The organism is Asaia sp. VD9, assembly GCF_037150015.1.
In the GTDB taxonomy this organism is placed as follows: domain Bacteria; phylum Pseudomonadota; class Alphaproteobacteria; order Acetobacterales; family Acetobacteraceae; genus Asaia.
The window spans coordinates 117,096-130,717 of record NZ_JBBCQM010000005.1 but is presented as its reverse complement, the minus strand read 5'-3'; the positions used below and the strand labels follow the sequence as shown (position 1 = coordinate 130,717).

Here is a 13,622-nt window from a genome sequence, read left to right as displayed (position 1 = left end):
GACCCAAGCCGTCGCGCAGCTTTAGAGCCGCGGGAGGAGATCAACGAAATTGCAGGGGCGGTGCCGATTATCGAGCTGATGGGTCAGGATGTCGTCCCATCCATCCGCAACCGCCCCGGTCGAGCCGGGAAGCGCAAAGAGGAGAGTGCGCGATGCAATTCCGGCCAGGGCGCGGGACTGGATAGTGGCCGTGCCAATCTTGGCGTAGGAGAGCATCCGAAACAATTCTCCAAAGCCGGGTATCTCCTTGTCGATAACCCTCTGAAAGGCTTCGGGCGTCACATCGCGGGCCGTGATTCCCGTCCCGCCTGTCGTGATGATCACCTCGATATCCTCTCGGGCAATCCACAGCCTCAATCGCTCGACGATCTCGCCCAGTGTGTCAGGCACAAGATCGCGCGCCGTCAGCATGTGACCTGCCTGGATGACGCGATCAGCGAGGATCTGCCCGGAACGATCAGTCTCCGGTGTTCGGGTATCGGAGATTGTCAGAATGGCTATCGCACAGGGCCTGAAACCTCCCTCGTCCTTCTCTGTCACCGACCCGTCCCTTTCATGCTGCATTTGGCACGAGAGTATCACGCGATTTCCTCGGGACGGGAAGACACGGCGCAATGCGCAGCCATGATCGTAGCGATCACGCTCCAGTGACGATGGAGTGTTGCGAGGATTGTCTGGCGTGGTTAGGGTACGTCTCCCTAGTAGCTCCCAGGTGTTTGGACAGGTGATCTTGCTGGCGTTCTCCCCTTTACATGACCGGGCGTCTTCCACTGAAAGCCTCGAACGGTAATGAGCCTTCCTCCCGCGCCAAAAGCCCGTTTCGACGCCCCGCCGGAGCGGATCGCCTTTCTGGCTTCACCAACCGAAATCGCCCAGAAAACCCGGGCCAAATTTGTCGCCACTTATGGCGATACGCCGCTATGCGATGCAGAGGTCGTTGTTTGCCTGGGGGGAGATGGCTTCCTGCTGGAAGTGCTCCATAAGGTGACCGAACACGGGATACCGGCTTATGGGCTCAATTGCGGCTCGGTCGGCTTTCTCCTCAATACGGTTTCAGATGAAGATCTGATCGCGAGGCTCACGCGCGCCCAGGCCTCGGAACTTCATCCCTTGCGCATGAAAGCCACAGGGCGTGACGGCACACTCCATGAAGGGATCGCCTTCAATGACGTGTTCCTGTTTCGCCAGACGCGACAGGCCGTCAAGATCCGTATCGAGGTCGACCAGCGCGTCCGCCTGCCAGAACTGGTCTGTGACGGAGTGATCGTTGCAACCCCTGCAGGGTCGACCGCCTATAACCTGTCGGCTCACGGCCCAATTGTCCCTTTGACGGCCAATCTGCTGCCCCTGACGCCCATCTCAGCCTTCCGTCCGCGTCGGTGGCGTGGCGCGCTGTTGCCGTCGAGCGCGGTCGTGCGCTTCACATTGCTAGAACAGGATAAGAGGCCCTGCGCGGCGGTCGCGGATTTCCTTGAGGTCCGCGATGTCGTCGAGGCCACCGTGCGCGAGGATCGCTCGATCACGGCGACGATTTTGTTCGACCCTGATCACGGGCTGTCTGAGCGCATCATCGCGGAGCAATTCGCCGAGTAGACATCCAGATCAGCCATCTTCAACCGGCATAATAACAAGAAAGCCCAGCCAATGAGCGGTTCAGCAAGAGGTTCAAGCTTCTCCCCCATTCCCGAGGGGCTGGTGATGACAGCGCAACGCCTGGCAAAGGGCGAGACAAGCAGCAGGGCCCTGGTCGAGCAATGCCTGGAAAAGATCGAAAGCTGCGAAAATGCACGCGCGGCCTATACGTCGGACTTCTCCGCCGATCGCGCGCGGCAATATGCCGATGCTGCTGACCGGATACGCGCCAAGGGCTACCAGGCCTCGCCCTGGGCTGGGCTGCCGATCTCTGTCAAGGATCTGTTCGATCTGAAAGGCCAGATCACGCGTGCAGGCTCGACTCTTCTGGCAGACCGTCCGGTGGCTCCGGGCGACGCCGAAGCGATTGCCCCCCTCCGGGCGGCAGGCTTCATTCTGATCGGCCGAACACAGATGACCGAATTCGCCTATTCGGGTCTCGGCCTCAATCCGCATGGCGCGCAGCCCTGGAACACGCTGGTGGACGACGGACGCGCCATTCCGGGAGGCTCCACATCGGGCGGCGCGGTATCAGTCGCGACGGGGGCCGCTCTGGCGAGTATCGGATCCGACACCGGGGGGTCCTGTCGCATTCCTGCCGCGCTAAATGCCCTTACCGGCTTCAAGCCGACAGCCGGCAAGATCAGCCGCAAGGGCATGATCCCTTTATCGCCGACATTCGACAGCGTGGGCAGTGTAGCGCTGACCGTTTCGGATTGTCATCTCCTCGATCATCTGATGACTGGCCAAACCACGGACTGGGTCGCGCCCGAGCCTCAGAGCGCCCCGATACGCCTGCTCCTGCCCACCTCATTCGTCCGTGATGAGGCAGATGGCCAGGTGCTCTCGGTTTTCGAAGCCGTCATGAGGCATCTCGAAAATGCCGGGATAGAGATCATCCGCCAGCCCATGCCACTTCTGCAGGACATCGCCGATCTGAACCTGCAGGCGCAGATTGTCGCAGCAGAATCCTATCATTACTTCCATGATGATCTGTTGCACCACCCTGAGGAATTCGACCCTCGGGTTCGGGAACGCATGATCCTGGGCGCCAACACGAGCGTCGCCGCGTTGCGCCGACTCTACATCGAACGGCAGAAGCTTTGTGCGCGCTTCAATCAGGATATGCTGGGTTTCGATGCGCTCATCAGCCCGACCGTGCCGGTCCTGCCTCCAATGATCTCGGCATGCGACGACCCTCAGGCCTATGCGCGGTACAATCGGTTGATGCTGCGCAACCCGTCCCTTGCCAACCTGCTGGATGGCTGCTCCTACAGCCTGCCCCTGCACTGGAAGGGGCTGCCTGCGGGAATGATGCTGACCGCGTGTCACGGTCAGGATGCATCCCTCGCGCGCATCGCGCAGCGTTGCGAAAACCGCCTGAAATCTTCCTGACCATCGCGAGGCGTGAAACAGCCTCGGAGAATCGGCGAAGGTCCATGGGATGGGATCACGTCACTACAGCGTTATTTGAACCGTTCGGTCAGGAAGTCTAGCGTTCCCCGTCCATTTCGCAATCCGCTCCAGCCCAGAACGAGTCACCAGCCATGGCAGAAAGCGCCCCCGCTCCGGGTCAACTCGTCTTCCTGACTACCGCCCTCTTCCTTTCTTACCTCGCCGTAGCAATGCCGCTGGCAGTCATCCCCCCCTTCGTCACCTCATGGCCCGGCTATGGGAACGCTCTGGCCGGTGTCGCTGTGGGCATCGCGTTCGTGTCGACAATTCTGACCCGCACCCTCGCAGGCGGCTTTACCGATTCACGCGGCGGCCGTTCGGCAATGCGTTTCGGCCTGATGCTCTACGCGCTGGCAAGCCTGATATGCCTCGTTCCTGGCCTCGGGATTCTGCCGCGACTGCCCTCGTTTTGTCTGCTGATTCTGGGGCGCCTGCTTCTGGGCGTTGGAGAGAGCTACACGCTTGTCGGCATGCATGGCTGGGGCATCGGATTGATGGGGGCAAAAGGAGCGGGAAAGGTGCTGACCTGGACCGGGGCCGCCATGTACGGCGCTTTCGCTTTTGGTGGCCCTGTCGGGTTATCGCTTTTCCATCATGCCGGATTTTCAACGCTGATGATCCTGTGCACGCTCCTGCCCTGCATCGGTCTGGTCATCATCCAGCCTGTTTCGGCGGCACCCGTCCTGACCGGCGAGCGCGGCTCCTTCTGGCCCGTTCTGGGCACGATACGTCCTTTCGGAACGGTCGTGGCACTCCAGGGTGTCGGGTTTGCCGTGCTCGGGGCTTTTCTCTCGGTCTATTTCATCAATCGCCACTGGTCCTACGGCGCACTGGGGCTGACATGCTTTGGCGGCGCATTCGTCGCGGGACGAATATTCTGCGGCCATATGCCAGACCGTTTCGGCGGCATTCGCGTCGCTCTGGCCTCTCTGTCGATCGAGGCCATCGGTCAGGCCTGTATTGCCTTGGCGCCCTCACCCGCTCTGGCGCTGATCGGCGCGGTCGCAACCGGAGCCGGGTGCTCGCTGATCTATCCATCAATGGGCGTCGAGGTGGTCCGCCGGGTCAGTGGCCCCATGCGCGCAACGGCACTCGGGGGCTTCGCCGCGTTCCAGGATCTGTCTTATGCGGTCAGCGGGCCTGTCGCCGGTCTGGTTTCGGATCATCTCGGCTATCGGGCGATTTTCATCATGGGCATGGTCTGTGCGCTGATCGGGCTCGTGCTGGTGCTCCGCCTCAGACGCCCCCAGCGCGCGATTTGAGCCGAAAGACGACGCCCTCCCGGCATCAGACAGGAACGCTCAGATCCCGTGGTCGAGATGAAAGCGCGCCATGTCGTGACCTTCCAGCAGGTCGTATCGAGGCAGAGGAACGGGCGTCAAACTCGGGCGTGAAGCGGACGCGTCAGGCGCCGTGTGCACGGCAGCGCTCTGGATTTCCGGTTCGTGCGGTATCTCCACAGCAGCACCGCTGCCGATATCTGCCTCCGGGTGCAAAGCTGCCGTATCGAGATCCGCATCCGCAGTCCCGTCCTCTACCATCCCTACCGGTGGAAGAAGTCTGATCAACGCGAGGTGATCGTCCGCGGCGAGCGATGATGGGCGCTCCCCGCGCGCTTTCTGCACGAGCCAACCGGCAAGGGCAGAGGCCACCGCCTCGATCGCTTCGGCTTCCGAACGCGCACCCTGTTCAGACAGCAATCGGCTCAAAAACGTGATATCCTCAGGACCGGCGCGATGAGGCGCATTATCCGTATCGCGTTTGATGACCCAGCCACCAACATGCTGCTCGATGATCTGCGGTTCCACGATCCGGTCTGCCACGCACGCTTCCTCCCCTTGCTCCATGGCCGAATAGCAGAAATCAGGGTGCGCGCCCAGATGACGACCGCTCTCGCCCTGTGCCGAAACATGTATGGGGCGGAGACCAAGGCGCCGAAAGCCCACTGATGAAGTAGTGGCGCCGTGATCGCGATCAATGGCGGCAAAACCCTGGCGACGCGTTAGCTCGGCATGAAGCTCGGTATGTCCAGCGAGCCGGGATAGGCCGACGCCCATGAGGCGAGGCTTTGAGCCAGGAGGGCGATTGGTCTTGCCGCGATGGGTCTTCTATGAGAATTGCTCTCATATCGACCCTTCCCTGTAGCCTGGCCTGCCCGGCAGCCCCGCCCCCGCAAAGCCGACGCGCCCTGACAGCTGGATTATGATAGTGGCATTTCACCTGGCCCCCTCGCGCCGATCCGCACGCAGGTTCTGGCTTCTTTGCGGCGTCGCCGGATGTGGCGCGAGCATTGTCATCGCCGCCCAGAATGCACGCGGGGCCAGTATTCCGGTAAAAAAAGCGAAAACCGAACAGATTACGGTCAAGGCGACGGAGCCGGAAAAACGCGAGGCCGAGCGCGGTGGTGGGCTGATCGAAGCCCAGCACGCGGTGCGTTCGATCAGCGCAGTGGATAGCGCGTTCATCGCCAAGCAGGCCCCCATCTCGACCGCCTACCAACTGGTCTCGATGTTGCCCGGTGCCAATGTCGCTGCGTCCGATGCCATGGGGCTCTCCCCCCAGACGACAATTTCCGTGCGTGGGCTCAATACGGATTCGATCGGTTACGTGCTGGAGGGCATGCCGCTGAACGATCTGGCCTTTTACTCGGGCTATCCCAGTCAGTTTGCAGACGGCGAGAATTATCGGCAGGTCGCCCTCAGCCAGGGTGCCGCCGATCTTGATAGCCCGGTGCTCAATGCGGCTGGCGGCCTCATGAGCCTGAGTTTCCGTGATCCGGCTCGCAAGGCGGGAGGCACAGCCTCGGTTTCCTATGGCTCATACAATACGAACCGCGAATTCCTGCGTCTCGATACCGGATTGATCGGGCATACCGGGCTGCGCGGCTTTGTGTCCTACTCCCACACGAGCGCTGAAAACTGGCGTGGGCCGGGCCATGACATGCGCCATCATATCGATTTCAAGCTGGTACGCGATATCGGTGAACGCTCCCACGCATCTCTGCTCGGCAGCTTCAACAGCACGATCACGAGCTACTACCCGCAGGTTTCGAAGGACGCCTTCAAATCGTACGGCGTGTCTTCGGCCAATGCGCTTTCGGGCAAGTATGATCCGTCAAACCCGGATGAGGCCCAGTATTATCAGCGCCTGTGGCGCGCGCCGGAGCGGACCCTGTATATGGGTGCTCCCGTCTCGCTCGCACTGACGGATCACCTGACCTTCAATGCCACGCCCTATGCCCAGGGCGCCTATGGAAACGTCCCTGGCGGTTCCACCCTTCCCCTGAGTGGGCTCTACACGGGCACACAGGCCCTGGGCGATGTCCTGTCGTTACCGAGCGCCCAAGACGATCAGGCGATCGTACGCGCCAATTACACCCAGCGCAGCTACCGCTCAGGATTCACTTCCGAAATCGCGTGGAAGCAGGGCTGGAACGAGACCGTGCTCGGATACTGGTTCGATTACGGCGACGATCACGAAGTCCAGTCTTTCTCGCCCGTCTCTGCAAATGGCGGGTCACCGAATATCTGGGGGAGTGGTACCCGCAATTTCGTCAGGCTGTCGGATGGCGGCATCTATGTTGCTGGCAATAACCACACGATCAGCATGACCAATGCCCTGTATATTGGCGACCGGATGCACCTGCTTTCAGACCGGCTCCTGATCGAGGCCGGTTTCAAGGAGGTGATGGTCAGCCGCGTTGGAACGAATGCCGTACCGGGCCCGCAATATCACGTGGGCAGCAATAGCGCCGTACCGCTCCCCCGGCTTGGCCTGCGCTACCAAATCACCGCACGCCACCAGATCTTCGTGAATACGACAACCAATTTCAGAGCTCCCGCCTTCACGGCGCTCTACAATAACTACGATCCGACGAGTGGCGCGACCGGCACTACTGGCTCGGGAGATCTGCGCAACGAATATTCCATCTCCGAAGAGCTGGGATATCGATATAGCGGGCCGCTCGTGACAGGGAGCCTGACCTTCTTCAACTATAACTTTACCAACAGGCAGATCCAGACGCAGGTCTTGATCAACAACACCCCGGTATCCTCGACAATGAATGCGGGTGGCCAGACCTCCCGTGGTCTGGATGTCGAGATTGGTCTTCGGCCCTGGCATCACTGGGCGCCCTATGTTTCCGGCGAGTATCTGCACGCCACGATCGACAACAACATCGCGAGCAACGGAGATCTGTTGCCCACTGCCGGCAAAACCGCGGTGCGCAGCCCCCGGCTACAGGCCTCGGCGGGGCTCACCTATGATGACGGACATGTTTTCGGGTTTGCCGCCGTTCAGTACACCGGCAGGCAATACGCCACTTTCACCAATGACGAGCGTATCAGCGATCATACGACAGGTAATCTGACGCTCGGTTATCGTTTTTCTGATGCAAAGCGCCTGAAAGCCCCGTCGATCCGTCTGAACTTCATCAACATCACCAATGAGCACTATCTTTCGGGCGTTGCCGACCCCACGCTCAACGCACGGGATACTCTCGGGCGTTATAGAACGACCATCGCGGGAAGCGCACCGGATTACTATATCGGCGGTGGCTTTTCTGCCCTCGCGACGGCAACAGCCGGCTTTTGATGACCGGTACGCCCGAGGCCCCCGGTCAGTTCGGCCTCTGGGGCAAAGAGGCCAAGCGTGACTGGCCCCTGATTACGAAAAACGAGGCGCAGGAGGCTCTAAGCGCCTTCGACCTCACCTGCGAAAAGGCCATTGAGTGGCACAGCGCGCGCCCGTTTTCCGCCGTTTCGCGCCTGCGGGACGGGTCTGGCGCCATCTGGTTTCTCAAGCGTCATCATCGCGCCCTGCGTGATGCGGCCGCCTTGCGCCAGGAACACGACTTCATCGCCCATCTGGCCCGGCATGGTCTGGCGGTGGCCCTGCCTCGTGCCACGTCCTCGGGCGACACCACGTACTCATCGCAAGGCAGAGATGGTGCGATCTGGTGCTATGAGTGTTTCCCGGCGCTGGACGGACAGGATCTTTATCGCGATCGCATGTCATGGGAGTCATATCTCACTGCTGATCAGGCATTCGAGGCCGGGAATGCACTGGCGCGTTTTCATCGTGCAGCAGAGGGATACTCCGCGCCGTCTCGTGCCCAGCGCTCCCTCGTCTCTGCACTCACCCCGCTCTGTGGCCCGCATGGCCCGGCGTCAGGGCTGCGGGCATGGATCGCATCGATGCCTGACCTGGAGCAGGCTCTGACGGATCTGGGGGGAGATCACGCCTTGATTGCTGCGTTGACGCCCCATTTCGAACGTGCAGCCCCCCTTCTTGTGGCGCCGGTCCTGCGGTGGGGTCATGGCGACTGGCACGGCTCCAACCTCATCTGGCATGAGCGCCCTGCGCCGCAAAGCAGCACAGGGCTGAGCGATGAAGCATCTTACTCCGCAGGCGTACCGTTCGATTTCAGCATGGCCGATCTGACGACGCGGGGTTTCGACCTCGCCGTTGCCATGGAGCGCAGCATGATCGGATGGCTCACGCCGCACGCAACACCAGACACCGCGCCCGATTATTCGGTCGACTGGAAACAAGTGCGCGCTTTCCTGCGCGGCTACCACAAAGAATGGCCGCTCACTGCGCAGGATAGGGCGGGCATCGCCGCATTTCTTCCCCTCGCCCACGTTTCCTTCGCTTGTTCGGAGATCTGGTATTACACCTGTCTTGTCGAGCAACCTGCACTCGCGCGCGTCACCCATGACACTTATCTCGTGGCCCATGCGCGCTGGTTCAGCACAAAGAATGGGCAGAAATTGCTGGATCTCGTCGCGTCCCCGGACAGTCTGGGCAACGCACGGTGATGTCCCCGATCGAAGCTCTGGCCGTTATCGTGACCATGATGGGCATTGCCCTTACCGCGCAGCGACGCGTGCTCGGCTGGCCCTGCTCCCTGCTCGCCTCACTTCTCTATCTGGTCGTCTTCGCAAGAGCCCGGCTCTACGCGGATTCCGCGCTGCAGATCGTCTTTTGCCTGTTTCTTCTGAAAGGCTGGTACGACTGGTATCGCGTGGCGCGCAGGGAGGCGGGCATTGCCGTAAGGCCTATCGGTCGCGCCATCCTGGCACGAGATCTTGCTCTGGGTGTCGCGGCCAGCACGGTCCTAGGCGTCGCGCTCCGGCATTGGACGAGCGACGCTGCTCCGATGACCGATGCAGCGCTGAGCGTGTTCAGTGTGATTGGCCAGATCTGGACAGCACGCCGCTTCATTGCCTGCTGGCCCCTCTGGATCGCCGTCGACTGCGCCTATGTGGCCCTGTTCATCGAGCGTAGTCTCTGGCTCAGTGCGGGGCTCTATGCAGGACTCACAGGGCTTGCAATCTGGGGCTGGTTCAGCTGGCGCAGGGCCCGGCTGTCACGCGCATAACCCGCCACCGACGGTGAGCGTCGTTCCGTTCACATAGCTGGCTGCCGGGCCCGCAAGGTAGGACACAGCCGCAGCGATATGCCCTGTCTCGCCAAAGGCACCACTGGCGACAAAGCTTGCAAGCGTTTCAGCATGGGCCCCGTCCGCCTGGTTCCATTCGGTATCGATCAGGCCGGGCTGGACCGCGTTCGTTGGCCGTAATGCCGCGCGGACCGACATCACGCACAACGCCTCGCAAGAACCCGACCAGCGCCGCCTTGGTCGCGGCGTAGACCGACACACCTGGCAGCGGCATGCGCTCACCGAAAGCCGATCCCATATAAATAAGGCTCCCCCCTTGCGCATATGGGGCAGCGCGGCGGCTGTCTCGATCATGGTCCCGCGCAGGTTGAGAGAGCGTGGACTCAATCTCACCATCGCTCATGCTGTCAATCGGACCATAGGGATAGCCCCCTGCATTGCACATCAAAGTGTCGATCCGTCCGTATCACAAGCGCACGTCGCCCCAGTGCTTCGATGGCCGCCTTCGTCTCGAGGGCACGGGCTTCATTATGCGCATGGGTCAAAGCGACATCGAACCAATCCTGCGCCAGACGCTTGCAAATGGCCACGCCTACACCGCGGCTCCCCCCCCTGTGACCAGGGCAGATGCAGCATTCATATCGGCTCTCCTTTTCCGAGGAAGAGCTGAGTGTGCAAGATACCGCTGGCGGCGCCACCCCGGGATATCCCCCGGGCAATCGAACCTGGGCGCTCCCCTCACTGAAGTGATCTGGCCGGGATCGCGTTCTACCGAGCCTTGCATCCGTTACGCGATCGTCTTACCAGCTTGTCGCCATCCACCGGTGATTGCGAAAGGCCCTGCCCCTTGCTGAAGAAACGCCTCTTCTACCCCCGGGCGCCAAGACAGCTCATCACGCAGTTCCTGCGTTTCGGGATCATCGGGGCCTTGGGGCTGGTCTGGGACATCCTGATCGTCACGCTGCTGCGCCCCGAACTCGGCCTGACGGCTGCAACATTGCTGTCCTATTTCCTGGTCGCCAGCCTCAACTGGCTGCTCAACCAGATCTGGACCTTTCGCAGTGTCGCCCATCGCGATCATCCCATCCTGCAATGGCTGCGTTTCCTTGCGGCCAACAGCTTCGGGTTCCTGCTCAATCGCGGCACGGTCTATGCGCTATGCTTCACCATTCCATTCTGCTCACGCCATGTGGCTTTGCCGCTGGCCGCCGGGTCATTGATGGGGCTGATGGCCAATTTCAATCTGTCACGCAAGCTTGTCTTCCGCGCCAAAGTACCTGAAACGCCCATGGAACTGGCCCAGATGGCCGTGGATCTGAATGTCGATCCGGTCGATCGCGATCTGGAATCCTGAGAGCCCACGCGCAAAACATTTCCTTTGCGGTCTCTTTGCTCTAGTGGAGATGCCATCTTCACGCCGCAATCGGGATTTTCTGCTCGCGCCATGACCACACCGATCCACAACACCACCACAAATGAGCTGCGCAGCGCGTTTCTGAAGTATTTCGGAGACCAGGGCCACAAGATCGTTCCTTCAGCACCGCTGGTGCCTCAGAACGACCCGACCCTGCTCTTCACCAATGCTGGCATGGTGCCGTTCAAGAACGTGTTCACAGGGCAGGAAACCCGCCCCTATACCCGAGCGACCACGGCTCAGAAGGTCGTGCGCGCGGGCGGCAAGCATAACGATCTGGACAATGTCGGCTACACGGCTCGCCATCTGACCTTTTTCGAAATGCTCGGCAATTTCTCCTTCGGCGATTATTTCAAGGCCGACGCGATCGAGTTTGCCTGGAATCTCCTGACCAAGGGCTATGGCCTGCCGAAAGAGAAGCTCCTCGCCACGGTCTATGCCGAGGATGAGGAAGCAGCCGGTCTGTGGCGCAAGATCGCTGGCCTGCCCGAAGAGAAGATCATTCGAATCCCGACTTCCGACAATTTCTGGCGCATGGGCGATACCGGCCCTTGTGGCCCCTGCTCGGAGATCTTCTTTGATCACGGACCCGATGTCTGGGGTGGCCCGCCGGGCTCGCCCGAGGAAGACGGGGATCGCTTCGTCGAGATCTGGAATCTCGTCTTCATGCAGTATCTTGAAGGGCCTCCGGGCACGCGCGCGCCGCTGCCGCGCCCCTCGATCGATACGGGTATGGGGCTTGAACGCTTTGCCGCCGTCATGCAGGGCAAGCGCGATGTCTATGACACCGACGTGCTGCGCAGCCTGGTCGAAGCGACCGCTAATGCACTCAGCACCGACCCCGATGGCGCGCTGCGTGCGAGCCATCGCGTGGTGGCCGATCATCTGCGCTCGACCGCCTTCCTGATTGCCGATGGCGTCATGCCGTCCAAGGATGGGCGTGGCTATGTGCTGCGTCGTATCATGCGCCGTGCCATGCGCCATTTGCAGCGTCTGGGCGCGACCGAGCCGGTATTCTATCGCCTGCTCCCCGCACTGATCCGCCAGATGGGTTCGGCCTATCCCGAACTGGTCCAGCATCAGGCGCTCATCGCCGAAACCATGAAGGGTGAGGAAGAACGCTTCACCGCCCTGCTTGAGCGCGGCATGTCGCTGCTCGAAGACGAGACCGCCCGCGTGGCTGAAGGCGGTGCCCTGCCGGGCGACGTTGCCTTCAAGCTGTATGATACGTTTGGCTTCCCGCTTGACCTGACCCAGGATGCGCTGCGCGAACAGGGCCGCACGGTCGACGTGACCGGGTTCGAAGCCGCCATGGCCGAGCAGCGCGCCCGTGCGCGCGCGGCATGGGTCGGTTCAGGCGATGCTGCGGCGGAGACCATCTGGTTCGACGCGCGGGAGCGCTTCGGCGCCTCGGAGTTCCTGGGCTATAACTCGGAAAAGGCCGATGCCGAGATCGTTCTGATTGCGAAGGCCGGTGTCGAGAGCGAGAGCGCCACAGCGGGCGACGAGATCGCCATCCTGCTGAACCAGACCCCCTTCTATGGCGAAAGCGGTGGACAGGTGGGCGATCATGGCGTGCTGGTCGGTGAGAATCTGCGGATCGAGATCACTGACACCCAGAAGCGCAATGGCGATCTGCTGGTGCATTATGGCCGCGTACTCGAAGGCACCGTATGCCCCGGCACTTCGGTCACAGCCGAGATCGACCATACAAGGCGCCAGGCCGTGCGCGGGCATCACTCCGCAACCCACCTGCTTCATGAGGCCCTGCGTCGCCAGCTGGGTGATCATGTCGCCCAGAAGGGCAGTTTGAACGCGCCGGAGCGCCTGCGCTTCGACGTGTCACAGCCGCGCCCCATTACGGCCGAGGAACTGGCTCTGGTCGAGCGCGAGGTGAATGCCCGCATTCGCGAGAACAGCGCCGTCGAAACGCGCATCATGACGCCCGAGACCGCCGTAGCCGAGGGCGCCATGGCGTTGTTCGGCGAAAAATACGGCGACGAGGTCCGTGTGGTCTCCATGGGGCTGGGCGATGACACGCGCGGCGCCTACTCGATCGAACTTTGCGGTGGCACGCATGTGGGCCGCACGGGTGAGATCGGGCCATTCCGTATCGTGTCGGAAAGCGGCGTCTCGGCCGGTGTGCGTCGTATCGAAGCCGTTTGCGGCGTTGCGGCCGACCGGCTCGCGATCGAAGCCGATGAACGCCTGCGTCGCATGGCCGATCTGCTGAAGGCCACCGTGGCCGAGGCGCCCGACCGCCTCGCCGCGCTCGTGGAAGAGCGTCGCGCGCTCGAACGACAGGTCTCGGAACTTCAAAGGCGCCTCGCCACCGGTCAGGCAGATTCCGCCAGCGAGACCATCAATGGCGTGACCTTCGTTCCGCGTGATCTGGGCGATGTGGCGCCGCGCGAACTCAAGAACATGGCTGAGGCCATTACAAAGCAGATCGGAAGCGGCGTCGTGGCGCTGATCTCGACCGCTGAGGGCAAGGGCAGCGTGGTCGTGGCGGTCACAAAGGACCTGAATGATCGCTTCAATGCCGTTGACCTGGTGCGCCTTGCTTCGGCTGAAATGGGCGGCAAGGGCGGTGGTGGCCGCCCCGATATGGCCCAGGCCGGCGGGCCGCAGCCGAATAGCGACGCCGTGTTCGATTCACTCAGAAAAACGCTCTCTGCCTGAGCGATCATGACAAAGGGTGAACCATGTCGTTATGGC

General features: G+C 61.6%; 13 protein-coding genes. 8 read left to right on the top strand and 5 right to left on the bottom strand.

The window, feature by feature from the left end:
• Window positions 1-21: 21 nt before the first annotated feature.
• Window positions 22-540, bottom strand: a complete 519-nt coding sequence (moaB, locus tag WFJ47_RS08335) for a molybdenum cofactor biosynthesis protein B (RefSeq protein ID WP_336762238.1) — start codon at window positions 538-540, stop codon at window positions 22-24.
• A 249-nt stretch (window positions 541-789) separates the two neighbouring features.
• Here moaB and WFJ47_RS08330 point away from each other — a divergent pair, with 249 nt between their 5' ends.
• From WFJ47_RS08330 to WFJ47_RS08320, 3 genes are all read left to right on the top strand, one after another.
• Entirely contained in the window at window positions 790-1,593 is an 804-nt protein-coding gene (locus tag WFJ47_RS08330; RefSeq protein WP_127102187.1) for an NAD kinase, read from the top strand.
• A 51-nt stretch (window positions 1,594-1,644) separates the two neighbouring features.
• On the top strand, window positions 1,645-3,027 hold the full coding sequence (locus tag WFJ47_RS08325; protein WP_336762236.1) for an amidase: 1,383 nt from the start codon (window positions 1,645-1,647) through the stop codon (window positions 3,025-3,027).
• Window positions 3,028-3,179: 152 nt separating this feature from the next.
• Window positions 3,180-4,349: an arabinose transporter gene (locus WFJ47_RS08320; protein WP_336762234.1), complete on the top strand. Its 1,170-nt coding sequence runs from the start codon at window positions 3,180-3,182 to the stop codon at window positions 4,347-4,349.
• 39 nt (window positions 4,350-4,388) lie between these two features.
• On the opposite strand, the gene WFJ47_RS08315 is transcribed toward WFJ47_RS08320, so the two are convergent.
• Window positions 4,389-5,144, bottom strand: a complete 756-nt coding sequence (locus WFJ47_RS08315) for a hypothetical protein (protein WP_336762232.1) — start codon at window positions 5,142-5,144, stop codon at window positions 4,389-4,391.
• 145 nt (window positions 5,145-5,289) lie between these two features.
• Here WFJ47_RS08315 and WFJ47_RS08310 point away from each other — a divergent pair, with 145 nt between their 5' ends.
• The 3 genes from WFJ47_RS08310 to pnuC are packed head-to-tail and all read left to right on the top strand — an operon-like array spanning window position 5,290 to window position 9,469.
• Window positions 5,290-7,680, top strand: a complete 2,391-nt coding sequence (locus WFJ47_RS08310; RefSeq protein ID WP_408868636.1) for a TonB-dependent receptor — start codon at window positions 5,290-5,292, stop codon at window positions 7,678-7,680.
• The gene (locus WFJ47_RS08305) at window positions 7,680-8,906 is read left to right on the top strand and encodes a phosphotransferase (RefSeq protein ID WP_336762230.1); all 1,227 of its coding nucleotides are present in this window, start codon (window positions 7,680-7,682) and stop codon (window positions 8,904-8,906) included. The genes WFJ47_RS08310 and WFJ47_RS08305 overlap by 1 nt, the downstream gene beginning before the upstream one ends.
• Window positions 8,906-9,469: a nicotinamide riboside transporter PnuC gene (gene pnuC, locus WFJ47_RS08300; protein ID WP_127102193.1), complete on the top strand. Its 564-nt coding sequence runs from the start codon at window positions 8,906-8,908 to the stop codon at window positions 9,467-9,469. The genes WFJ47_RS08305 and pnuC overlap by 1 nt, the downstream gene beginning before the upstream one ends.
• Here the strand turns inward: pnuC and WFJ47_RS08295 are convergent.
• The 3 genes from WFJ47_RS08295 to WFJ47_RS08285 are packed head-to-tail and all read right to left on the bottom strand — an operon-like array spanning window position 9,458 to window position 10,080.
• Window positions 9,458-9,691 (bottom strand): SDR family oxidoreductase, encoded by a 234-nt coding sequence (locus WFJ47_RS08295; protein ID WP_336762444.1) that lies wholly within the window; start codon window positions 9,689-9,691, stop codon window positions 9,458-9,460. The genes pnuC and WFJ47_RS08295 overlap by 12 nt on opposite strands.
• A complete protein-coding gene (locus WFJ47_RS08290; protein ID WP_336762227.1) occupies window positions 9,597-9,935 on the bottom strand; it encodes an SDR family oxidoreductase in 339 nt (112 codons plus the stop codon). The genes WFJ47_RS08295 and WFJ47_RS08290 overlap by 95 nt, the downstream gene beginning before the upstream one ends.
• Window positions 9,898-10,080, bottom strand: coding sequence for a hypothetical protein (locus WFJ47_RS08285; protein WP_336762442.1), 183 nt, complete (start codon window positions 10,078-10,080; stop codon window positions 9,898-9,900). The genes WFJ47_RS08290 and WFJ47_RS08285 overlap by 38 nt, the downstream gene beginning before the upstream one ends.
• Before the next feature lie 257 nt (window positions 10,081-10,337).
• On the opposite strand from WFJ47_RS08285, the gene WFJ47_RS08280 reads away from it, so the two are divergent.
• Together WFJ47_RS08280 and alaS are read left to right on the top strand one after the other, a co-directional pair.
• Window positions 10,338-10,844, top strand: a complete 507-nt coding sequence (locus WFJ47_RS08280; RefSeq protein ID WP_233582057.1) for a GtrA family protein — start codon at window positions 10,338-10,340, stop codon at window positions 10,842-10,844.
• A 90-nt stretch (window positions 10,845-10,934) separates the two neighbouring features.
• A complete protein-coding gene (gene alaS, locus WFJ47_RS08275) occupies window positions 10,935-13,586 on the top strand; it encodes an alanine--tRNA ligase (protein ID WP_336762224.1) in 2,652 nt (883 codons plus the stop codon).
• The last annotated feature ends 36 nt before the right edge of the window (window positions 13,587-13,622 follow it).